We start from the raw sequence: 19,474 nt of genomic DNA, 5'->3' as shown, positions 1-19,474 counted from the left end.
CCGTGCACCGGCGGGCGGGGGCGTCAGTCCCCCCCGACCGTGCGCGTCCGCCTCCGGTCCAGCGTCGCGTACTGCGCCGAGAGCCCGTCGAGCAGGGCCCGCAGGCCCGTCTGGAAGGCGCCCTCGTCCACCTTCTGCCGGTGCTCGGCGAGGAGGTGCGCCTGGCCGAGGTGCGGGTAGTCGGCCGGGTCGTAGGCGGTCTCGTCGTCGACGAAGCCCCGGGCGAAGGAGCCGAGCGCGGAGCCCGTCACGAAGTACCGCATGAGCGCGCCGATGTACGTGGCCTGGGCGGGCGGCCACCCGGCCCGGACCATCGCGCCGAAGACCGCGTCCGCGACCCGCAGGCCCGCCGGGCGGCGGCCCGGGCCCTGGGCGAGGACCGGAACGATGTGCGGGTGGTCGGCGAGGGCGGCCCGGTAGGAGACCGCCCAGTCGTGCAGGGCCGTCCGCCAGTCGCGGCCGTCCGTCTCCTCGAACATCGACAGGTCGATCTTGGCGCTCACCGCGTCCGCGACCGCGTCCAGGATCTCGTCCTTGGTGCGGAAGTGGTTGTAGAGCGAGGGCCCGCTGACCCCCAGCTCGGCCGCCAGGCGGCGGGTGGACAGCGCGGCGAGCCCCTCCGCGTCCACGAGCGATCCCGCCGTCTCGACGATGCGGTCGCGGCTGAGCAGGGGCTTGCGCGGTCGGGCCATGGCGCACATAGTAGGCCTGGCACTCAAAACTAGCAGTGGTAATTAAAGCCGGGCGGAGCCCGAGGAGGGGTGGTGCGGCGTGCATCTGGAGCTGAGCGAGGAGCAGGAGGCCGTACGGCGGCTCGCCGCAGACTTCGTCGCCCGTGAGGTCGCCCCGCACGCGGTCGCCTGGGACCGGGCGGAGGAGGTCGACCGGGGCATCGTGAAGAAGCTCGGCGACCTCGGCTTCCTCGGCCTCACGGTCCCGGAGGAGTACGGCGGTTCGGGCGGCGACCACCTCGCGTACTGCCTCGTCACCGAGGAACTCGGCCGCGGCGACTCCTCCGTGCGCGGCATCGTCTCGGTCTCGCTCGGTCTCGTCACCAAGACCCTCGCCGCCTGGGGCACCGAGGAGCAGAAGCGCGCCTGGCTGCCCCGCCTGACCGCGGGCGAGGCCCTCGGCTGCTTCGGCCTCACCGAGCCCGGCACCGGCTCCGACGCCGGGAACCTCGCCACGCGCGCGGTCCGCGACGGCGACGGCTACCGCCTCACCGGCACCAAGACCTTCATCACCAACGGCACCTGGGCGGATCTCGCCCTGATCTTCGCCCGCACCGGTGACGCCCCCGGGCACAAGGGCGTCTCGGCCTTCCTCGTCCCCACCGACACCCCCGGCCTCACCCGCCGCCCCATCCACGGCAAGCTCGGCCTGCGCGGCCAGGCCACCGCCGAACTGGTCCTGGAGGACGTCCGCGTCCCGGCCGGCGCCCTCCTCGGCCCCGAGGGCAAGGGCTTCACCGTCGCCATGTCCGCCCTCGCCAAGGGCCGCATGTCGGTCGCCGCCGGCTGCGTCGGCATCGCGCAGGCCGCGCTCGACGCCGCCGTGCGCTACGCGGGCGAGCGGGAGCAGTTCGGCAAGCCCATCGCCTCGTACCAGCTCGTCCAGGAGCTCCTCAGCGACATCGCCGTCGACGTGGAGGCCGCCCGGCTGCTCACCTGGCGGGTCGCCGACCTGATCGACCGGGGCCGGGACTTCGCCACCGCCGCCTCCCAGGCCAAGCTGTACGCCTCCGAGGCCGCCGTCCGCTGCGCCAACAACGCCCTGCAGGTCTTCGGCGGTTACGGCTACATCGACGAGTACCCGGTGGGGAAGCTGCTCCGGGACGCCCGGGTGATGACCCTCTACGAGGGCACCAGCCAGATCCAGAAGCTCATCATCGGCCGCGCCCTCACGGGAGTCTCCGCCTTCTGAGCGGGGGAGGGGTCCCCGGACGCGGCGGGGACCCCGGTTCCCTGAGTACCCGGCTGAGTAGCCGCGCGGATACCGGCGCGGCCCGCTCCGGCCGATGCTGGGCGGCATGAGCGACACACCGGTCAAGCAGCAGAACACCGCCGCCTACTACGCCCAGGCCGTCATCTCCTTCGGGATCGCCCTCGCGGCCGTGGCCATCGGGGTCCACCAGCTGGAGGCCAGCGCCTGGGTGCGGGCGTTCCTCGCCGTCTCCGTCCTCTACCTCACCACCTCCGCCTTCACGCTCGCCAAGGTCGTGCGCGACCGCCAGGAGGCGGGCCAGATCGTCAGCCGGGTCGACCAGGCCCGCCTGGAGAAGCTCCTCGCCGAGCACGACCCCTTCCAGAAGCTCTGACGCCCCCCGCCGCGGGCGGCGTGCCGGAGTCCGGCGGCAGGTCCGGCACCCGAAGGTCTAAGCGCTTGCTCACCTTCGTTGTATGGTGTTCGTCCTGACGGGACCGAGGAGGAGTGTGCGATGAGCGCGGCGGAGGAGACGCCCGGCGGCGAGGACGTGCCGTGGGGCGAGGTCACGCCCGAGGCCGCCCGGCGGCTGCTGGTCGCGGCCGTCGAGGCGTTCGCCGAGCGCGGCTACCACGCCACCACCACCCGGGACATCGCCGGCCGCGCCGGGATGAGCCCCGCCGCCCTCTACATCCACTACAAGACCAAGGAGGAGCTCCTCCACCGGATCAGCCGGATCGGCCACGACAAGGCCCTGGAGATCCTTCGCGCGGCGGCCGGCGGCCCCGGCACGGCCGCCGAGCGGCTCGCCGACGCCGTCCGCTCCTTCGTCCGCTGGCACGCCGAGCGGCACACCACCGCCCGGGTCGTCCAGTACGAGCTCGACGCGCTCGGTCCCGAGCACCGCGCCGAGATCGTGGAGCTGCGCCGGCAGTCCGACGCGACCGTGCGCCGGATCATCGAGGAGGGCGTGACGGCCGGGGAGTTCGACGTGCAGGACGTCTCCGGTACGGCCGTCGCGGTGCTCTCGCTCTGCATCGACGTCTCGCGCTGGTTCAACGTCCGGGGGCGCCGGACGCCCGACGAGGTCGGCGCGCTCTACGCCGGCCTCGTCCTGCGCATGGTCGGCGCCCGGGAACGGTCCGCGAGCGGGCCCGGAGCGGGTCAGAAGAAGTAGCGGGAGACCGACTCGGCCACGCAGACCGGCTTCTCGGAGCCCTCGCGCTCCACGGTCACCGCCGCCGTCACCTGCACACCGCCGCCCGCCTCCTCCACCTTCGTCAGGACGGCGGTCGCCCGCAGCCGCGAGCCGACCGGCACGGGGGCGGGGAAACGCACCTTCTCCGTCCCGTAGTTGAGCCCCATCTTCATGCCCTCCACCCGGAGCACCTGGGGGACGAACAGCGGCAGCAGCGACAGGGTCAGATAGCCGTGCGCGATGGTCGTGCCGAAGGGCCCGGAGGCGGCGCGCTCGGGGTCCACGTGGATCCACTGGTGGTCCCCGGTGGCCTCGGCGAAGAGGTCGATCCGCTTCTGATCGATCTCCAGCCAGTCGCTGTGGCCCAACGGTTCGCCGACCCCCGCACGCAGTTCCTCGGCGGAGGTGAAGATCCTCGGCTCGGCCATGTTCCTCGTCCCTTCTGACACGTCCGACTCGCCCGACGCGGCATACCCTCCGGTCGGTATCTAAGCGCTTGCTCAGCATGTGGGGGTGAGGGGGTCGCTGTCAACGGACGGACCAGTAGGGTTCGGGGAGTGCCGCAGATTCCAGAGAAGATCCACGAGCTCACCGTCGGCCAGCTCTCCGCCCGCAGCGGGGCCGCCGTCTCCGCCCTCCATTTCTACGAGGGCAAGGGACTCATCACCAGCCGCCGCACCGCGGGCAACCAGCGCCGCTACAGCCGGGACACCCTCCGTCGGGTGGCCTTCATCCGGGCCGCTCAGCGTGTCGGCATCCCCCTCGCCACCATCCGCGAGGCCCTCGCCCAGCTCCCCGAGGAGCGCACCCCCACCAACGAGGACTGGGCCCGCCTCTCCGCCGCCTGGCGCACCGAACTCGACGAGCGCATCCGCCAACTCGGCCGTCTGCGCGACCATCTGACGGACTGCATCGGCTGCGGGTGCCTCTCCCTGGAGACCTGCGTCCTGTCCAACCCCGACGACGCCTTCGGCGAGCGCATGGCGGGCTCCCGCCTGCTCCCACTGCGCCGCCCGGCCCCGGAGAGCGACGGCCACGGCGGCTGAGACCCGGGACGGCCCGCCCGCCCCGGCGCCGGGCCCGGTGGTCCCCGGCCCCCGTCGCGTCCCGCTCGGTCCGCCCGTTCCCGGTCCTCGCCGCGCGCCCCCGCGTGCTCGCCGGCGCCCGGCGCCCGCCTCCTGTCACGCCGCCGGCGCCAGCGGCCGTCTCCGCCCGCCGTCCGCCCGCGCCAGCGCCCGGGGCGTGAGGACCGCACTGGGCACGGCCACCCCGCACTCCCCGCACACCGGCCCGGACCAGGACTCGTCCCGCGGACCGTGCCGCCACTCCAGCCGCGCCCCCGAGCAGACCGGGCACCGCTCGCCCGGGCCGTCTTCCAAGGCGGCGATCAGCCGCCGCAGCACCTCCGGCAGCGGATCCGCCGGATGCCGACCGGGGTCGGCGCACCGCACCACGCCGTTCCCGCCCCACACCCGCCGGTGCCAGTCGTCGAAGGCGCGGAGCCGCCGCAGCCCCTCGTGCTTCTCGCGCCGCCGCCGCGCCGCGAACCGCTCCTCGTACGCGAGCCACACCGCCCGCGCCTCCTCCAGCTCGTCCAGCGCGGCCACCAGGCGCTCCGGGTCGAGCTCCCGGTCCTCCGGGCCGAACCTGTGCCGGCGGCACAAGTGGTCCCAGGTCGCGCGGTGCCCGTACGGCGCGAACCGCTCCAGACACTTCCGCAGCGAATACCTGCGCAGCGCCGTGTCGAACCCCGGCTCGCGCACCTGTCTCGCGAGACTCCGGAAACCGGCCATCCCTCGACACCTCCGTCGATGGTCCTTCCGCGTCATCAGAGGGACGAACGGGAGCGCCGCCGTGTTCCACCGGAAGCCGGCGGGAAACCGGAGGGGAGTCCTCACCGGTACGGGAAGAGGCCGCGCGACCGGCCGGAACCGGAGCGTCCGCACGGCCGCGGGCCACCGCCCGTCACCGCCCCGCCGCGGCCGCCGACACCACCACCCGGGCCAGCTCCGCGCGGACCACGTCACTGTGGCCCCGGACCACCTCGGCCGCGTCCACGCTCACGCACCCCGATCCGGGAAGGCCCTCGCGCAGCACCTCCGCCAGCGTCCGCGCCGGTGTCCCCGGCACGGCCAGCACCCCGTCGTACCCGATCGCGCCCCACCGCGGGTCGCGCGCCACGACCCGCCCCAGCGCGTCCGCCGTCAGCGACTCGGAGTCGTTCGCGAGGCGGGACGCCAGCGGGTACATCACACCCAGTGCCGTGTCGTGCCGCGAATGGCAGGCCACCACGGGCCCGCGGACCCGCAGCTGCATGTCCCGCAGGGAACCCGCGCGCCCCGGGGCGTGCGGCAGCCGCGCCGCGAACGCGTAGTGCGAGAAAGCCCCCTGAAGGAGCGTCACCGAGGCGACGGGCCGCACCCCGGTCGGGAGGCCGCGCAGCGCGTACGCGACGAGCCGTGCGCCCATGCTGTGGCCCGCCAGGTGCACCCGCAGCCGGGGAGCGGAGCGCGCCACCTCCACGAGCAGCGGCCCGAGCCCGTACTCCCCGATGTGGCCGGCCCGCTTCTTCATCACGTGGTACGTCGCCTGGCGCAGCGCCTCCCGCGCCCCCTTCCAGTACCGGCGCAGCCCGTCCCCCAGGGCCTCCTCGCCGGTCTCCGGCTCCCCGAGCGCCTCGGTGAACAGCGCGCAGACCCCGACCGGGTCGGCGAGCAGGAACTCCGGCACCGGCTCACCGGCCGCGACCGTCTCCCGGTCCACGTCCGCCAGCTCCCGCAGCAGCGCGCCGAACTCCGCGAAGGCCTCCTCCCGCGCCGGGGCGAGGTCGAGGAGTTCGGTGAGCCGCGCGGCCACCCGCTCCTTCCCGGGGAGGACCGTCACCAGCGCCCGGTAGTCGGGCACCGGTTCGTCCGTGAACATCATCGAAGGCCACACGATCCCCGCGTACCCGGCCTCCACGCCCGCCCGGAACAGGCCGGGGAACGGGGCGAAGAACTCAGAGTAGAGCCGGGTGGCGCCGGACGGGGTGTTGTTCCAGCCGTGGGCGAGGACCACCAGGTCCGTCACGCCCCGGCGGGCCAGGGCGACCAGCTCCGCCGCCTGGCCGGGCGGTCCTTCGCCGTCCTTGTCGAAGGTGAGCTCCCGGTACGGTTCCACACTCATCCCGGTCACGGCCCGACCGTCCCTCCGCGTCGAGGTGGCCGCGACGCCCCTGGGCGCACGTTCTGCGGTGCGCGGGCGGCGGCTCCACGCGCAGCATGCCCGCCCGCCGCCTCCGCCAGACCTGGACGGGCCCCCTCCGGGGCCGGGGGAGTGCCCCGGCCCCTCGGGCGGCCGTCTCAGCGCAGCCGGGCCGCCGAGACGGCCGGGAAGTGGACGAGCGCGTCGTACGAGGCGCGCAGCCGCACCGTCGGCGTGGCGCCCGGCCACGGGTAGGCGGTGCCGATGTGGTGGGCCGGACGGGCCCCGGCGAGCCAGGCCCGCGCCCCCGGAGCCGTACGCCTCAGGTCGAGCAGGAACGGGCCGGGAGAGACCCGGTCCAGGGTCTCGGCGTGACTGCCCGGACCGGGCCGGCCGACGTGGAAGACCCGCAGCGGCTCCCCGGGTGCCCCGGTGTCGTGCGCGTGGAACGAGCCCTGCCCGAAGGAGGCGCCCACCGCCACGTACCGGGGGCCGAGGAGGTCCCGCAGGAACGCGCCCTGGGTGCGCGGGTAGTGCTCGGGGTTGAGCGTCTCGTAGCCGATGTGGCCGTTGTGCGCGGACAGCAGCACCCGGCCGCCGGTCCGCCGCTGCCACCACACGGTGTTCTCGGCCATCACCCGGTCCCGGTAGAGCATGGCCCGCGCGACGCCTGCCGGGTCGGCGAAGTCGTGCGCGTACTCGGTGCCGACCTGCGCGATCGCCCGCGCGTGCTGCACCGCCCAGGCGTGCGCCTCCCGCGCCGCCGCACCGGCCCCGGGCCGCTGCGCGGACAGCAGGGCGAGGGCCTCGTTCACCTCCTTCGCCCTCCGCTGCCGTTCGGCGAGCGGCCGGTCCAGGTAGCCCTTGACCCACGCCTCCATCGGGCCGACGGGCCGGGAGGCGCGGTACAGCTCGCGGAAGCGGGGCAGCAGCGCGGGATGCGCGCGCCCGACGTGCGCGGTGACGGCGTCGAAGAGGTTCGGGCCCGCGTAGCCGAGGTCGTTGCCCATGAACCGGACCTGACGGTCGGGGTGCGACTGGTTGTACCGGCGCATCCAGCGGAACAGGTCGAGGTACTCCTCGGTGTTCCAGAGCCGGTACGACTCCTGGAACTCGTCGCGCATGATCGCCTCGATGTCGCCCCGGCCGGTGCGCACCCAGGCGTCGACGAGCAGTCCGGTGGACCAGCCGGCCTCCAGGGCGAAGGTGGTGAAGCCCTCGTGCTCCACGAGCTGTTCGAAGATGCGGTGCTTGGCGGTGAAGAACTCCCCGGAGCTGTGCGTGGCCTCGCCGATCGCCACCACCGTCGCCGGGCCGACCAGCCGGTCGAGGGCGACCGGATCGGTCAGCGGGCGGGCGGTCCGGGCGAGTTCGCGGGCCGGGTCGGCGGTCGCGGCGGGGGCCCGCACGGCGGAGGGCGGGCCCGCGGCGGCGGGTGTGCCGAGGGCGGCGAGGCAGGCGGCGGCCAGCAGGGCGGTCAGGGGCAGGCGGCGACGGCGTGCGGAACGCGAAGGACTGCGTGTCATGGGGCAAGCCTGCGCGGCGGCACGGTCCTCGGGACATCCGGCCCGCACCCGCTCCGGTGGTGGAGCGTGCCCCACCACCGGCCCGGCACCGGCCCCCTCAGCGGTAGAGGAGGTACTCCCGCCGCACCGCCCGGAAGGCGGCCAGATCCGCCTCCCACGCCCCGACGACCTCGTCCACCCCGGCGCCCGCGTCGATCAGGGTCCGCACCCGGGTCGAGCCGGTCAGCTTGTCGATCCAGCGGTCCGCCCGCCAGGCGAACCCGGACCACGAGCGGCGGGCGGTGACGAGGAGCGCGATCCCGGTCCGTACCGGGTCGAAGGCCTCCCGGTCGTGGACGTGGAGCTGCACCCCGCCCACCGTCCTGCCCTGGAACTTGGAGAAGGTCGGCGCGAAGTACGCCTCCCGGAACCGGACACCGGGCAGGCCGAGGGCGTTCGCGGCCTGCGCCCACCGCCGGTCGATCCCCTCGGCGCCGAGGAGCTCGAACGGGCGGGTGGTGCCCCGCCCCTCGGAGAGGTTGGTGCCCTCGAAGAGGCAGGTGCCCGCGTAGACGAGGGCGGTCTCGGGGGTCGGCATGTTGGGGCTCGGCGGCACCCACGGCAGCCCGGTCGCGTCGAAGAACTCCGCGCGCCGCCACCCCGTCATGCGTACCGTCTCCAGTTCCACCGGCCGGGCCAGGAACTCGCCGTTGAACAGCAGGGCCAGCTCCGCCACCGTCATGCCGTGCGCCTGCGCGATCGGCTCCCGGCCCACAAAGGTCGCGAACGCCCGGTCCAGGACCGGGCCGAGGGCCGCCCGCCCGGTGACCGGGTTCGGCCGGTCAAGCACCACGAACCGCTTCCCGGCCAGCGCGGCGGCGGCCATGCAGTCGTACAGCGTCCAGATGTAGGTGTAGAACCGCGCGCCCACGTCCTGGATGTCGAAGACGACCGTGTCGACACCGGAGGCGGTGAAGACGTCCGCGAGCGGCTGCCCGCTCTTGAGGTACGTGTCGTAGACGGGCAGGCCGGTCGCCGGGTCGTCGTACCGGCCCTCGGAACCCCCGGCCTGCGCGGTGCCCCGGAAACCGTGCTCGGGGCCGAAGACGGCGGCGAGGTCCACCCGTTCGTCCGCGTGCATGACATCCACCAGGTGCCGCGCGTCGCGCGTGACGCCGGTCGGGTTGGTGACGACGCCGACCCGCTCGCCGGCCAGCAGGGCGTACCCGTCCGCCGCGAGCCGCTCGAAGCCGGTCCGCACACGGCCGGGCCCGCCGGGCCCCGCGCCGGGCTCCGCGGCGGCGGGTGGGGCGGACACGGCCGCGGCGCCGAGGGCGCCTCCGGCGGCCAGCAGACTCCGACGCGACAGGCTCATGCGGAAACCTCCCTGATGACCGTCCCCGGCCGGGGCGCGTGACATGGGCACGCACGCTAGCGCCCCTGACGGCTCCGGGGAACGAGGCGTGCGGTCCGGTCTTCCACGAGTCCATACCGACCGGTTAGTCTGCTGCGGTCGTCACAGTGGAGAGGTGGGGTCCGGCATGAGCGGGAACACGGGAAGCGGCACGGGTACGGAGCCGGGCGGAGGCGCCGGGGACGCGGTACGCGGCGCCGGGGTCGTCGTCACCGGCGCGGGCGGCGGCATCGGCGCCGCGCTCGCCCGCCGCTTCGCCGCCGAGGGCGCCCGCGTCGTCGTCAACGACATCGACGCCGGCCGCGCCGGGGCCGTCGCCGCTGAGATCGGCGGCACCGCCGTCCCCGGCGACGCCTCCACCGTCGTCGACGCGGCCCGCGAGGCCCTCGGCGGCAGGGTCGACATCTGGTGCGCCAACGCGGGACTCTCCTCGCCCGGCGACGCCTTCGCCGGGGAGGACGTCTGGGCCGCCGCGTGGGACGTCAACGTCATGGCCCACGTCCGCGCGGCCCGCGCCCTGCTCCCCGACTGGCTGGAGCGCGGCAGCGGCCGGTTCGTCTCCACCGTCTCCGCCGCCGGACTGCTGACCATGATCGGCGCCGCTCCGTACAGCGTCTCCAAGCACGCCGCCCTCGCCTTCGCCGAATGGCTCTCGCTCACCTACCGGCACCGCGGCCTCAAGGTCCACGCCATCTGCCCGCAGGGCGTGCGCACCGACATGCTCACCGCCGCCGGATCGGCCGGCGAGCTGGTCCTCGCCCCCACGGCCATCGAGCCCGAAGACGTCGCCGACGCCCTCCTCGACGCCGTCGCCGCCGACCGCTTCCTCGTCCTGCCCCACCCCGAGGTGGCCGACTACCACCGCAACCGGGCCACCGACCCCGAGCGCTGGCTCGGCACCATGAACAAGGTCCAGCGCGCCTGGGAGACGGGCGCCCGCTAGCATCCGGCGCGGCGGATGGGAAGATCTACGGACGGGAACCCCGTCGTGCAGGACGGGGCGGGTACGAAGGAAGGCGGCGGAGCATCATGGCCAGGACGACGGACGGGAGCGGTACCCCCGTCCCCCAGAGGCTGCTGGCCGCCGCCACCCGGCTCTTCGCGGAGCGGGGCTACGACCGGACCTCCGTCCAGGAGATCGTGGAGGCCGCGGGGGTCACCAAGGGCGCCCTGTACCACTACTTCGGCTCCAAGGAGGATCTCCTCCAGGAGGTCTACGCCCGCGTCCTGCGCCTCCAGCAGGAGCGGCTGGACGCCTTCGCGGGCGCCGACGCGCCGGTCGAGGAGCGCCTGCGCGGGGCCGCCGCCGACGTGGTCGTCACGACCATCGAGAACCTGGACGACGCCGCCATCTTCTTCCGCTCGATGCACCACCTGAGTCCGGAGAAGAACAAGCAGGTGCGGGCCGAGCGCCGCCGCTACCACGAACGGTTCCGCGCCCTGATCGAGGAGGGCCAGCGCTCCGGCGTGTTCTCCGCCGCGACCCCGGCCGACCTGGTGGTGGACTACCACTTCGGCTCCGTCCACCACCTCTCCACCTGGTACCGCCCCGACGGCCCGCTCACGCCCGAGCAGGTCGCCGGCCACCTCGCCGACCTGCTCCTGCGGGCGCTCCGCCCCTGACCGGGGCCGGAGCCGCCGGGACCGGTCGGGGGCGGCCGGTCACACGTACCGCTTCAGTTCGCGCCGCGCCAGCGACCGCTGGTGGACCTCGTCGGGGCCGTCCGCGAGCCGCAGGGTCCGGGCGGCGGCCCACAGTTCGGCGAGCGGGAAATCCTGCGAGACGCCGCCCGCTCCGTGGGCCTGCACCGCCTTGTCGATGATGTCGACCACCGCCCGGGGAGTGGCGATCTTGATCGCCTGGATCTCGGTGTGGGCGCCCCGGTTGCCGACCGTGTCCATCAGCCAGGCCGTCTTCAGGACCAGCAGCCGCAGCTGCTCGATCGTCACCCGGGCGTCCGCGATCCAGTTCTGCACGACGCCCTGCTGGGCGAGCGTCCTGCCGAAGGCCGTACGGGAGACCGCCCGCCGGCACATCAGCTCCACGGCCCGCTCGGCCATGCCGATCAGACGCATGCAGTGGTGGATGCGCCCCGGCCCGAGCCGGGCCTGGGCGATGGCGAAGCCGCTGCCCTCCTCGCCGATCAGGTTCGCGGCCGGCACCCGTACCCCGTCGAAGATCACCTCGGCGTGGCCGCCGTGGGAGTGGTCCTCGTAGCCGTACACCCGCATGGCGCGCCGGACCTCGACACCGGGGGTGTCGCGCGGGACCAGGATCATCGACTGCTGGCGGCGCGGGTCGGCGCCGTCGGGGTCGGTCTTGCCCATGACGATGAAGATCCGGCAGTCCGGGTTCATCGCCCCGGAGATGTACCACTTGCGGCCGTCGACGACGTACGTGTCGGTGCCGTCGGAGGCGCGCCGGATCCGGGTCTCGATGTTGGTCGCGTCGGAGGAGGCCACCTCGGGCTCGGTCATCGCGAAGGCGGAGCGGATCTCGCCCGCGAGCAGCGGCTCCAGCCACTGCTTGCGCTGTGCCTCGTCGCCGAACTGGGCGAGCAGCTCCATGTTCCCGGTGTCGGGCGCGGCGCAGTTGAGGGCGGTGGGCGCCAGGTGCGGGCTGCGGCCGGTGATCTCGGCGAGCGGGGCGTACTGGAGGTTGGTGAGCCCGGCGCCGTACTCCGGGTCCGGCAGGAAGAGGTTCCACAGGCCCTGCCGTTTGGCCTCGGCCTTGAGCTCCTCCACCACGGGCGGGGTGTCCCAGGGGGAGGCGAGGCGGGCGTGCTGCTCGTGGGCGACGGCCTCGGCCGGGTAGACGTGCTCGTCCATGAAGGCGAGGAGCCTGCCGCGCAGGTCCTCGGTGCGGGCGTCGTAGGCGAAGTCCATGGCGGTTCAGCCCTCCTGAAGGGTGGTCAGGCCGTGGTCGATGAAGACGGGGACGAGGTCGCCGATGCGGTCGAAGCCGGCGCCGACCGTCTGCCCGAGGGTGTACCGGTAGTGGATGCCCTCCAGGATCACGGCGAGCTTGAACCAGGCGAAGGCGGTGTACCAGGCGAGGGCGGACGTGTCGCGGCCCGAACCGGACGCGTACCGCTCGACCAGCTCGGCGGCGCTCGGGTGTCCGGCGGCGGTCGCGGTCGTGGAGACGGGGGAGTCCGGCAGGTCCAGCGGGGTGCTGTACATGACCAGCAGGCCGAGGTCGGTGAGCGGGTCGCCGAGCGTCGACATCTCCCAGTCGAGGACGGCCCGGACGCGGTCGTCGGCGCCGATGAGGACGTTGTCGAGCCGGAAGTCGCCGTGGATCACGGTGGCGGCGGGCGAGGTGGGCAGGGCGCGGCCGAGCGCCGCGTGCAGCTCCTCGATGCCGGGCAGCTCCCGTCCGCGTGAGGCGGCCAGCTGCTTGCCCCAGCGGCGCAGCTGCCGGTCGAGGAAGCCCTCGGGGCGGCCGAAGTCGTCGAGCCCGACCGCCGCCGGGTCGACGGCGTGCAGGGCGACGAGGGTGTCGACGAGGCCGAGGACGGCGGCCCGCGTGCGCTCGGGCCCCAGCGGGGCGAGCTGGCGGGCCGTGCGGAACGGGGTCCCCTCGACGAACTCCATGACGTAGAAGGGCGCCCCGAGGACCGATTCGTCCTCGCACAGGACGACCGTGCCGGGGACCGGGACGTCGGTGCCGTTCAGGGCGCTGATGACGCGGTGCTCGCGCCGCATGTCGTGAGCGGTGGCGAGCACGTGGCCGAGCGGGGGCCTGCGGACGACCCACCGGCCGCCATCGGTGCCGTCGGTCACGGTGTACGTCAGGTTGGAGCGGCCGCCCTCGATCAGCCGGGCTTCGAGGGGGCCGGCCACCAGGCCCGGGCGCTCGCGGTCGAGGAAGCGGCGCAGCCGGTCCGGGTCCAGGCCTGGGGGCGGGGCGGAACTCATGGGGCGTACCTCCGGGTCGGCTTCGGTCGGCGTTCATGATGACCGACCAGTCGGTATGTCGTCCAGGGGTGGCCCGGGAAACCTCCGTCCGCCCTCTGGCCGGAGGGTCGTGTACGTGAATATCGTTCACGAATGGATGCGAAGCTGCTGCTCGTCGACGAAGTCCGGCTCACCCCGATCCTCATCTCCGACCCGCCCCTGCTCAACGTCCAGGGCGTCCATCAGCCCTTCACCCCCCGGCTCGTGGTGGAGGTCGTCACCCGGGGAGGCGTGGTCGGCCTCGGCGAGACGTACGGCGACGGCGTCTACCTGGAGATCGCCCGCTCTCTGGCCGAGGCCCTCCCCGGCCGATCGGTCACCCATGTGAACAGCCTCTTCGAGTCGGCGGCGGACGCGGCCGGCGGCGGATCAGGCCCGGGGGCGGCCCGTCCCGGGGCCGGAGCGAGCGACCCGGCGGCCGGCGCCGGCGTCGACGCGAGCGGGCTGCGCGGGGTCCGGACCGCCGCCAAACTCCGCCTCTCCGTCGTCTCCGCCTTCGAGACCGCCTGCCTCGACGCCCTCGGCAAGACCCTCGGCCTGCCCGTGCACGCCCTCCTCGGCGGCAAGGTCCGCGACGCCGTGGAGTACAGCGCCTACCTCTTCCACCGCTGGGCCGCCCACCCCGGCGCCGGCGGACCGGCCGACGACTGGGGCGCAGCCCTCGATCCGGCGGGTGTCGTCGCACAGGCCCGCCGCTTCGCGCGGACCTACGGCTTCCGCTCCTTCAAGCTCAAGGGCGGCGTCTTCGAGCCCGAGCGGGAGATCGCCGCGATCCGCGCCCTCGCCGAGGCCTTTCCCGGCCATCCGCTCCGCCTCGACCCCAACGGCGCCTGGTCCGTGGAGACCTCGCTCGCCGTCGCCCGCGCGCTCGAGGACGTCCTGGAGTACCTGGAGGACCCGGCGAGCGGCACCGCCGCCATGGCCGAGGTCGCCGCCGGCACCGGCGTGCCGCTCGCCACCAACATGTGCGTGACCACCTTCGAGGAGATCCCGGAGGCCTTCGCCCGGGGAGCGGTACGGATCGTCCTCTGCGACCACCACTACTGGGGCGGCCTGCACCGCACCCGCGAACTCGCCGCGCTCTGCCGCACGTACGGCATCGGGCTCTCCATGCACTCCAACACCCACCTGGGCATCAGCCTCGCCGCCATGACCCAGGTCGCCGCCACCCTGCCCGGCCTCACCCACGCCTCGGACACCCACTACCCGTGGCAGACCGAGGACGTCGTCACCCCGCGCCCCGTCTTCCGCGGCGGCCGGCTCCCGGTCTCCGACGCCCCCGGCCTGGGTGTCGAGCTCGACCGTCCGGCCCTCGCCGCCCTGCACCGCCGCTGGCTCGACGACGACGGCCGCATGCGCGACCGCGACGACACCGCGGCGATGCGGGCGGCCGACCCGGGGTGGCGCCCCCGCCGGTGGTAGTCGGGGCCCGGCCGGCCGCGCGGGGAACCCTCCGCGCCGCCGGTTCCCGACCCGTACCTCCACGCGCTCGCCGGCCCGCGTCGCGCCCACCGGCCGCAGGGCCAGCGGGCCGCCGTCTCCAGCGGTTCGCGGCACGGGCGGCACCGCTCACGGCCCCGCGGGAACCGGCCGGGCATGAACCGGCCGAGCAGGGGCAGACGACTCCGCGCCGGGGCCGCCCCGGCAGCCCGTAACCGTACGTGCCTCAGGAGTAGTGACCTCCCGTGACGACCCGCCCCGCCCTGCTCGGCTCACCCATATACGACCAGCTCGTCGACGAGCACGGAGACGTGCCCGGCGAGGCGAAGACGCTCGCGGAGGTCACCCGCCGGGAGGCCGAGCGGCTCCTCACCTGGGACCTGTCCGCCTCCGGGGCCGATCACGCGGAGTGACCCGGGGGGCGGCCGCCCACGGGCGGCGCTCCCGTTCCGCGCCGCCCGGAATGCCGGGATGTGTGACCTGATCCAGGCTGGATACGCGATCAGCACACGTGACCAGCAGACACGGGAGTGACGCCATGGACACCGAGAGCACGATGGGCGACAACGTCTACCAGCCGGACGACGCCGAGGGCCGGGAGGACGACGGCATCCTCGACCCCGAGGACACGCTGTCGGACCGGGAGGCCGACCCGTACGACGAGGGCTGGTCCCCGCCCGAGCGGCCCCTCGCCGTCGACCACGTCGGCACGACCGCCCGCGAGCAGCGCGAGGGCGAGACCCTCGACCAGCGGCTCGCGAAGGAGGTGCCCGACCCGGCCCTGACGGAGCCCGACGACTCCAACGGCATCGGCGACCTCCCCGGCGGTGACGGCGAACCCGTCGACGACCAGGTGGGCCGCGAGCGGTCCGGCCGTCTCGTCGCCCCGGACGAGGGGGTGCGGGAGGACGAGGAGAAGGACGTCGTCGCCCGGGACGTCGGCATCGCGGGCGCCGCCGCGTCCGCCGAGGAGGCGGCCGTGCACACCGTCCCCGACGAGGCCGACGAGACCTATCGATGAGCGCCCCGCACCCGCCCCACGACCCCGCGGCCGCGGACGGGGCCGCCACCCGGCCCCACGACCCGGCCGCCGCGGACCGCGACGACGACACCCGGTCCCGGGTCACCCTCCGGGTCAACGGCGCGCCGACAGACCTCACCGTCGACCACCGGGCCACCCTGCTCGACGTCCTGCGCGAGGACCTCGGGCTGACCGGGGCGAAGAAGGGCTGCGACCACGGGCAGTGCGGGGCGTGCACCGTCCTCGTCGACGGGCGGCGCGCCAACAGCTGCCTGCTCCTCGCCGTCGCCCAGGACGGCGCCGAGGTCACCACCGTCGAGGGGCTGGCCGCCGGCGACGAGCTGCACCCGCTCCAGCAGGCGTTCCTCGACCGTGACGCCTTCCAGTGCGGGTACTGCACCCCCGGGCAGCTCTGCTCCGCCGTCGGGGTGTTCGCCGAGGTCGCGGCGGGCCACCCCTCCCACGTCACGGACCCGGCCGGGCGGGGCCCGGTGGAGCTCACCCGGGAGGAGATCCGCGAGCGGCTGAGCGGCAACCTCTGCCGCTGCGGCGCCTACCCCCACATCGTCGCCGCCGTCGAGGACGTGACCCGGTGAAGCCCTACGGATACGTACGCGCCACCAGCGTCGAGGAGGCCACCGCCGCGCACGCGGCCCGCCCGGGCGCCCGCTACCTCGCCGGCGGAACCAACCTCGTCGATCTGATGAAGCACGGCGTGGAGGAGCCCGGGACCCTCGTCGACGTCAGCAGGCTGCCGCTCGACACCGTCGAGGACCTGCCCGACGGGGGTCTGCGCGTCGGCGCGACCGTGCGCAACAGCGACCTCGCCGCGCACCCGCTCGTCCGCGAGCGGTACCCCGTCCTGTCGCAGGCGCTGCTCGCCGGGGCGTCGGGACAACTGCGGAACGTCGCCACGACCGGCGGGAACCTCCTCCAGCGCACCCGGTGCCCCTACTTCCAGGACACCGCCATGCCCTGCAACAAGCGCGAGCCCGGCACCGGCTGCGGCGCCCGCGAGGGGGTCCACCGCGACCACGCCGTCCTCGGCCACTCGCCGCACTGCATCGCCACGCACCCCTCCGACATGGCCGTCGCCCTCGCCGCCCTGGACGCCACCGTCCACCTGCACGGCCTGGACGGCGAACGGTCCGTGCCGGTCACCGACTTCCACCGCTCGCCCGGCGACCACCCCGAGCGGGACACCGTCCTCCGGCCCGGCGAACTGATCACCGCGGTGAGCCTGCCGGCCGCCACGGCCGGCCTGCCGTCCGCGTACCGCAAGGCCCGCGACCGCGCCTCGTACGCCTTCGCGCTCGCCTCCGTCGCCGCCGTCCTGGACCTGGCCGACGACGGCACCGTGCGCCGGTTCGGCCTCGCCTTCGGCGGACTCGCCCACCGGCCGTGGCGGGCCCGGCTCGCCGAGGCCGCGCTCCTGGGCACCACGCCCACCGACCGGAGCATCGCCCACGCCGTGGAAACCGAACTCGGCCGCGCCCAGCCGCTGCCGGACAACGCCTTCAAGGTGCCGCTCGCCCACAACCTCGCCTGCCGGGTCCTGGCCGAACTGGCCGCCGACCGCCCCTGAACCGGGAGACCAGCGATGCACTCCACCCGCGCCCGGGTGCCCGCCGCACCCGCCCCCGCCCTCGGCACCGCCACCGAGCGGGTCGAGGGCCGCGACAAGGTCACCGGCACCGCCCGCTACGCCGGCGAGCACGCCCGGACGCCGCCCGACTGCGCCTACGCCTGGCCCGTGCCCGCCACCGTGGCCCGCGGCCGGGTGACGGACGTCGACACCTCCGCCGCCCTCGCCCTGCCCGGCACCCTCGCCGTCCTCACCCCCGGCACCGCCCCCCGCCTCGGCGAGGCCGACGACCCGACCCTCGCCGTCCTCCAGGACGACGCCGTGCCGCACCGCGGCTGGTACGTCGCCCTCGCCGTGGCCGAGACCCTCCCGGACGCCCGCGCCGCCGCCCGGGCCGTCCGCGTCACGTACGCCATGGAACCCCACGACGTCACCCTCACCGAGCACCACCCGGACGCCTACCGGCCCGACCTGGCCAACGGCGGCCAGCCGGCCCTGCGCGAGCGCGGCGACATCGACGCCGCCTTCGCCGCCGCGCCCGTCCGCGTGGACGTCACCTACCGGATCCCCCCGCTGCACAACCACCCGATGGAGCCGCACGCGGCGTTCGCCCGCTGGGACGGCGAGGGCGACGGGACCCACCTGACGGTGTACGACTCCAGCCAGGGCGCCGACCCGGTCCGCAAGACCCTCGCCGCCCTCTTCCGCCTGCCCGAGGACCGGGTCACGGTGGTCTCCGAGCACGTCGGCGGCGGATTCGGCTCCAAGGGCACGCCCCGCCCGCACGTGGTGCTCGCCGCGATGGCCGCCCGCCACACCGGCCGGCCCGTGAAGCTCGCCCTGCCCCGGGGCCACCTGGCGGCCGTCGTCGGCCACCGCGCGCCGACGATCCAGCGGGTCCGGCTCGCCGCCGGACGCGACGGCACCCTCCTCGGCGTCGGCCACGAGGTCACCACCCACACCTCCCGCGTCAAGGAGTTCGTCGAGCAGGCCGGCGTGCCCGCCCGGGTGATGTACGCGTCGCCGCACGGCCTCACCGACCACCACGTCGTGCCCCTCGACGTCCCCACCCCCTCCTGGATGCGCGCCCCGGGCGAGGCGCCCGGCATGTACGCGCTGGAGTCGGCGATGGACGAGCTGGCCGAGGCCTTGGGCATCGACCCGGTCGAGCTGCGGGTGCGCAACGAGCCCGTCACCGAACCCGACAGCGGCCTGCCCTTCAGCAGCCGCAACCTCGTCGCCTGCCTGCGCGAGGGCGCCCGCCGGTTCGGCTGGGCCGACCGCGACCCGCGCCCCGCCGTCCGCCGCGAGGGCGCGTGGCTCACCGGTACGGGGGTCGCCGCGGCCACCTACCCGGTGCTCGTCTCCCCGTCCACCGCCACCGCCACCGCACTCCACGGCGGCGGCTACGACATCCGCGTCAACGCCACCGACATCGGCACCGGCGCCCGGACGGTCCTCGCCCAGATCGCCGCCGACGCCCTCGGCGTCGCCGTCGGCTCGGTGACGATCGGCATCGGCAGCACCCGCCTGCCCCGTGCCCCGCTCGCCGGCGGCTCGTCCGGCACCGCCTCCTGGGGCTGGGCCGTGCACCAGGCCTGCACCCAGCTGGCCGAGAGGCTGGCCCGGCACACCGGCCCCCTGCCCGCCGAGGGGGTCACCACCTCCGCCGACACCACCGAGGAGGCCGGGCGGACCCCGCCGTTCGCCCGCCACGCGTTCGGCGCCCACTTCGCGGAGGTGCGGGTCGACACCGGCACCGGGGAGGTGCGGGTGCGGCGACTCCTCGGCGTCTACGCCGCCGGGCGGATCCTCAACCCGCGTACCGCCCGCTCCCAGTTCATCGGCGGCATGGTCATGGGACTGGGCATGGCCCTCACCGAGCACAGCACCGCGGACCCGGCCTTCGGGGGCTTCGCCGAACGGGACCTCGCCTCCTACCACGTACCGAGCAACGCCGACGTGCCGGAGGTCGACGCGCACTGGGTCGACGAGGAGGACCCCCACCTCAACCCCATGGGCAGCAAGGGCATCGGGGAGATCGGCATCGTCGGCACCCCGGCCGCCATCGGCAACGCCGTGCACCACGCCACCGGCGTCCGCTTCCGCGAACTGCCGCTCACCCCGGACCGGGTACTGCCCGCCCTCCGGTAGCCCTCGGCGCCGCGACGGCGTGACCGAGGACCGGGCGAGGGGCGTTGAGAAGGGGCCCCGCCTCCGGGCGGGGGCCCCTTCACGCACCCGG

The 19,474-nt window shown here is 74.8% G+C and carries 20 protein-coding genes; 12 read left to right on the top strand and 8 right to left on the bottom strand.

From position 1 onward, the window contains the following. Positions 1 to 23: 23 nt before the first annotated feature. The gene (locus tag ACFY60_RS18195; RefSeq protein WP_388612633.1) at positions 24 to 692 is read right to left on the bottom strand and encodes a TetR/AcrR family transcriptional regulator; all 669 of its coding nucleotides are present in this window, start codon (positions 690 to 692) and stop codon (positions 24 to 26) included. Between the two features lie 79 nt (positions 693 to 771). Here ACFY60_RS18195 and ACFY60_RS18190 point away from each other — a divergent pair, with 79 nt between their 5' ends. The 3 genes from ACFY60_RS18190 (at position 772) to ACFY60_RS18180 (ending at position 3,100) form a co-directional block, all read left to right on the top strand. Then, the gene (locus ACFY60_RS18190; RefSeq protein ID WP_388612635.1) at positions 772 to 1,923 is read left to right on the top strand and encodes an acyl-CoA dehydrogenase family protein; all 1,152 of its coding nucleotides are present in this window, start codon (positions 772 to 774) and stop codon (positions 1,921 to 1,923) included. A gap of 106 nt (positions 1,924 to 2,029) precedes the next feature. Then, a complete protein-coding gene (locus ACFY60_RS18185; RefSeq protein WP_309053924.1) occupies positions 2,030 to 2,317 on the top strand; it encodes a YiaA/YiaB family inner membrane protein in 288 nt (95 codons plus the stop codon). 120 nt (positions 2,318 to 2,437) lie between these two features. Next, positions 2,438 to 3,100 carry a TetR/AcrR family transcriptional regulator gene (locus ACFY60_RS18180; protein ID WP_388612638.1) on the top strand — a complete coding sequence of 221 codons (663 nt, stop codon included), beginning with the start codon at positions 2,438 to 2,440 and terminating at the stop codon, positions 3,098 to 3,100. On the opposite strand, the gene ACFY60_RS18175 is transcribed toward ACFY60_RS18180, so the two are convergent. Continuing rightward, a complete protein-coding gene (locus ACFY60_RS18175) occupies positions 3,088 to 3,549 on the bottom strand; it encodes a MaoC family dehydratase (RefSeq protein WP_309053926.1) in 462 nt (153 codons plus the stop codon). The two genes, ACFY60_RS18180 and ACFY60_RS18175, sit on opposite strands and share 13 nt — an antisense overlap. Before the next feature lie 129 nt (positions 3,550 to 3,678). Between ACFY60_RS18175 and soxR the strand changes: the two genes are divergently transcribed. Continuing rightward, complete coding sequence (soxR, locus tag ACFY60_RS18170; protein ID WP_309053927.1) at positions 3,679 to 4,167, top strand: redox-sensitive transcriptional activator SoxR; 489 nt, start codon at positions 3,679 to 3,681, stop codon at positions 4,165 to 4,167. 135 nt (positions 4,168 to 4,302) lie between these two features. Here soxR and ACFY60_RS18165 read toward each other — a convergent pair whose 3' ends face one another. The 4 genes from ACFY60_RS18165 to ACFY60_RS18150 all read right to left on the bottom strand — a co-directional run bounded on the left by ACFY60_RS18165 (position 4,303) and on the right by ACFY60_RS18150 (position 9,184). Continuing rightward, the gene (locus ACFY60_RS18165) at positions 4,303 to 4,914 is read right to left on the bottom strand and encodes a hypothetical protein (protein ID WP_388612641.1); all 612 of its coding nucleotides are present in this window, start codon (positions 4,912 to 4,914) and stop codon (positions 4,303 to 4,305) included. Positions 4,915 to 5,086: 172 nt separating this feature from the next. Then, positions 5,087 to 6,286, bottom strand: coding sequence for a serine-threonine protein kinase (locus tag ACFY60_RS18160; RefSeq protein WP_388613012.1), 1,200 nt, complete (start codon positions 6,284 to 6,286; stop codon positions 5,087 to 5,089). Positions 6,287 to 6,462: 176 nt separating this feature from the next. After that, a complete protein-coding gene (locus ACFY60_RS18155; RefSeq protein ID WP_388612643.1) occupies positions 6,463 to 7,830 on the bottom strand; it encodes an erythromycin esterase family protein in 1,368 nt (455 codons plus the stop codon). A gap of 97 nt (positions 7,831 to 7,927) precedes the next feature. Then, positions 7,928 to 9,184: an exo-beta-N-acetylmuramidase NamZ domain-containing protein gene (locus ACFY60_RS18150; protein ID WP_388612645.1), complete on the bottom strand. Its 1,257-nt coding sequence runs from the start codon at positions 9,182 to 9,184 to the stop codon at positions 7,928 to 7,930. A 166-nt stretch (positions 9,185 to 9,350) separates the two neighbouring features. Between ACFY60_RS18150 and ACFY60_RS18145 the strand changes: the two genes are divergently transcribed. Both ACFY60_RS18145 and ACFY60_RS18140 read left to right on the top strand, forming a co-directional pair. Continuing rightward, positions 9,351 to 10,166 carry an SDR family oxidoreductase gene (locus tag ACFY60_RS18145; protein WP_388612647.1) on the top strand — a complete coding sequence of 272 codons (816 nt, stop codon included), beginning with the start codon at positions 9,351 to 9,353 and terminating at the stop codon, positions 10,164 to 10,166. Between the two features lie 86 nt (positions 10,167 to 10,252). Beyond that, complete coding sequence (locus ACFY60_RS18140) at positions 10,253 to 10,846, top strand: TetR/AcrR family transcriptional regulator (protein WP_309053148.1); 594 nt, start codon at positions 10,253 to 10,255, stop codon at positions 10,844 to 10,846. Positions 10,847 to 10,885: 39 nt separating this feature from the next. On the opposite strand, the gene ACFY60_RS18135 is transcribed toward ACFY60_RS18140, so the two are convergent. Further along, positions 10,886 to 12,109, bottom strand: coding sequence for an acyl-CoA dehydrogenase family protein (locus tag ACFY60_RS18135; protein ID WP_388612650.1), 1,224 nt, complete (start codon positions 12,107 to 12,109; stop codon positions 10,886 to 10,888). Positions 12,110 to 12,115: 6 nt separating this feature from the next. After that, positions 12,116 to 13,144, bottom strand: coding sequence for a phosphotransferase family protein (locus tag ACFY60_RS18130; RefSeq protein WP_388612652.1), 1,029 nt, complete (start codon positions 13,142 to 13,144; stop codon positions 12,116 to 12,118). Positions 13,145 to 13,276: 132 nt separating this feature from the next. Between ACFY60_RS18130 and ACFY60_RS18125 the strand changes: the two genes are divergently transcribed. The 6 genes from ACFY60_RS18125 (at position 13,277) to ACFY60_RS18100 (ending at position 19,383) form a co-directional block, all read left to right on the top strand. Next, positions 13,277 to 14,605: an enolase C-terminal domain-like protein gene (locus tag ACFY60_RS18125; protein ID WP_388612654.1), complete on the top strand. Its 1,329-nt coding sequence runs from the start codon at positions 13,277 to 13,279 to the stop codon at positions 14,603 to 14,605. Positions 14,606 to 14,868: 263 nt separating this feature from the next. Then, positions 14,869 to 15,036, top strand: coding sequence for a hypothetical protein (locus tag ACFY60_RS18120; RefSeq protein ID WP_388612656.1), 168 nt, complete (start codon positions 14,869 to 14,871; stop codon positions 15,034 to 15,036). 125 nt (positions 15,037 to 15,161) lie between these two features. After that, on the top strand, positions 15,162 to 15,644 hold the full coding sequence (locus ACFY60_RS18115; RefSeq protein WP_388612658.1) for a DUF5709 domain-containing protein: 483 nt from the start codon (positions 15,162 to 15,164) through the stop codon (positions 15,642 to 15,644). Beyond that, a complete protein-coding gene (locus ACFY60_RS18110) occupies positions 15,641 to 16,240 on the top strand; it encodes a (2Fe-2S)-binding protein (protein WP_388612660.1) in 600 nt (199 codons plus the stop codon). Before ACFY60_RS18115 ends, ACFY60_RS18110 begins: the two co-directional genes overlap by 4 nt. Next, the gene (locus ACFY60_RS18105; RefSeq protein ID WP_388612662.1) at positions 16,237 to 17,229 is read left to right on the top strand and encodes an FAD binding domain-containing protein; all 993 of its coding nucleotides are present in this window, start codon (positions 16,237 to 16,239) and stop codon (positions 17,227 to 17,229) included. The genes ACFY60_RS18110 and ACFY60_RS18105 overlap by 4 nt, the downstream gene beginning before the upstream one ends. 15 nt (positions 17,230 to 17,244) lie before the next feature. Further along, the gene (locus tag ACFY60_RS18100; RefSeq protein ID WP_388612664.1) at positions 17,245 to 19,383 is read left to right on the top strand and encodes a xanthine dehydrogenase family protein molybdopterin-binding subunit; all 2,139 of its coding nucleotides are present in this window, start codon (positions 17,245 to 17,247) and stop codon (positions 19,381 to 19,383) included. Positions 19,384 to 19,474: the final 91 nt, after the last annotated feature.

This window comes from Streptomyces sp. NPDC012827, from assembly GCF_042900905.1.
Lineage (GTDB): Bacteria > Actinomycetota > Actinomycetes > Streptomycetales > Streptomycetaceae > Streptomyces > Streptomyces gulbargensis.
This window is presented reverse-complemented; position numbering and strand designations above follow the sequence as displayed.

Excerpts from the sequence above, each read along its gene's own strand:
- ACFY60_RS18195 (WP_388612633.1), bottom strand. The coding sequence starts at position 692 with ATGGCCCGACCGCGCAAGCCCCTGCTCAGCCGCGACCGCATCGTCGAG.
- ACFY60_RS18140 (WP_309053148.1), top strand. The coding sequence starts at position 10,253 with ATGGCCAGGACGACGGACGGGAGCGGTACCCCCGTCCCCCAGAGGCTG.
- ACFY60_RS18155 (WP_388612643.1), bottom strand. The coding sequence starts at position 7,830 with ATGACACGCAGTCCTTCGCGTTCCGCACGCCGTCGCCGCCTGCCCCTG.
- ACFY60_RS18185 (WP_309053924.1), top strand. The coding sequence starts at position 2,030 with ATGAGCGACACACCGGTCAAGCAGCAGAACACCGCCGCCTACTACGCC.
- ACFY60_RS18160 (WP_388613012.1), bottom strand. The coding sequence starts at position 6,286 with ATGAGTGTGGAACCGTACCGGGAGCTCACCTTCGACAAGGACGGCGAA.
- ACFY60_RS18115 (WP_388612658.1), top strand. The coding sequence starts at position 15,162 with ATGGACACCGAGAGCACGATGGGCGACAACGTCTACCAGCCGGACGAC.
- ACFY60_RS18180 (WP_388612638.1), top strand. The coding sequence starts at position 2,438 with ATGAGCGCGGCGGAGGAGACGCCCGGCGGCGAGGACGTGCCGTGGGGC.
- ACFY60_RS18100 (WP_388612664.1), top strand. The coding sequence starts at position 17,245 with ATGCACTCCACCCGCGCCCGGGTGCCCGCCGCACCCGCCCCCGCCCTC.
- ACFY60_RS18145 (WP_388612647.1), top strand. The coding sequence starts at position 9,351 with ATGAGCGGGAACACGGGAAGCGGCACGGGTACGGAGCCGGGCGGAGGC.
- ACFY60_RS18110 (WP_388612660.1), top strand. The coding sequence starts at position 15,641 with ATGAGCGCCCCGCACCCGCCCCACGACCCCGCGGCCGCGGACGGGGCC.
- ACFY60_RS18125 (WP_388612654.1), top strand. The coding sequence starts at position 13,277 with ATGGATGCGAAGCTGCTGCTCGTCGACGAAGTCCGGCTCACCCCGATC.
- ACFY60_RS18150 (WP_388612645.1), bottom strand. The coding sequence starts at position 9,184 with ATGAGCCTGTCGCGTCGGAGTCTGCTGGCCGCCGGAGGCGCCCTCGGC.
- ACFY60_RS18130 (WP_388612652.1), bottom strand. The coding sequence starts at position 13,144 with ATGAGTTCCGCCCCGCCCCCAGGCCTGGACCCGGACCGGCTGCGCCGC.
- ACFY60_RS18175 (WP_309053926.1), bottom strand. The coding sequence starts at position 3,549 with ATGGCCGAGCCGAGGATCTTCACCTCCGCCGAGGAACTGCGTGCGGGG.
- ACFY60_RS18165 (WP_388612641.1), bottom strand. The coding sequence starts at position 4,914 with ATGGCCGGTTTCCGGAGTCTCGCGAGACAGGTGCGCGAGCCGGGGTTC.
- ACFY60_RS18135 (WP_388612650.1), bottom strand. The coding sequence starts at position 12,109 with ATGGACTTCGCCTACGACGCCCGCACCGAGGACCTGCGCGGCAGGCTC.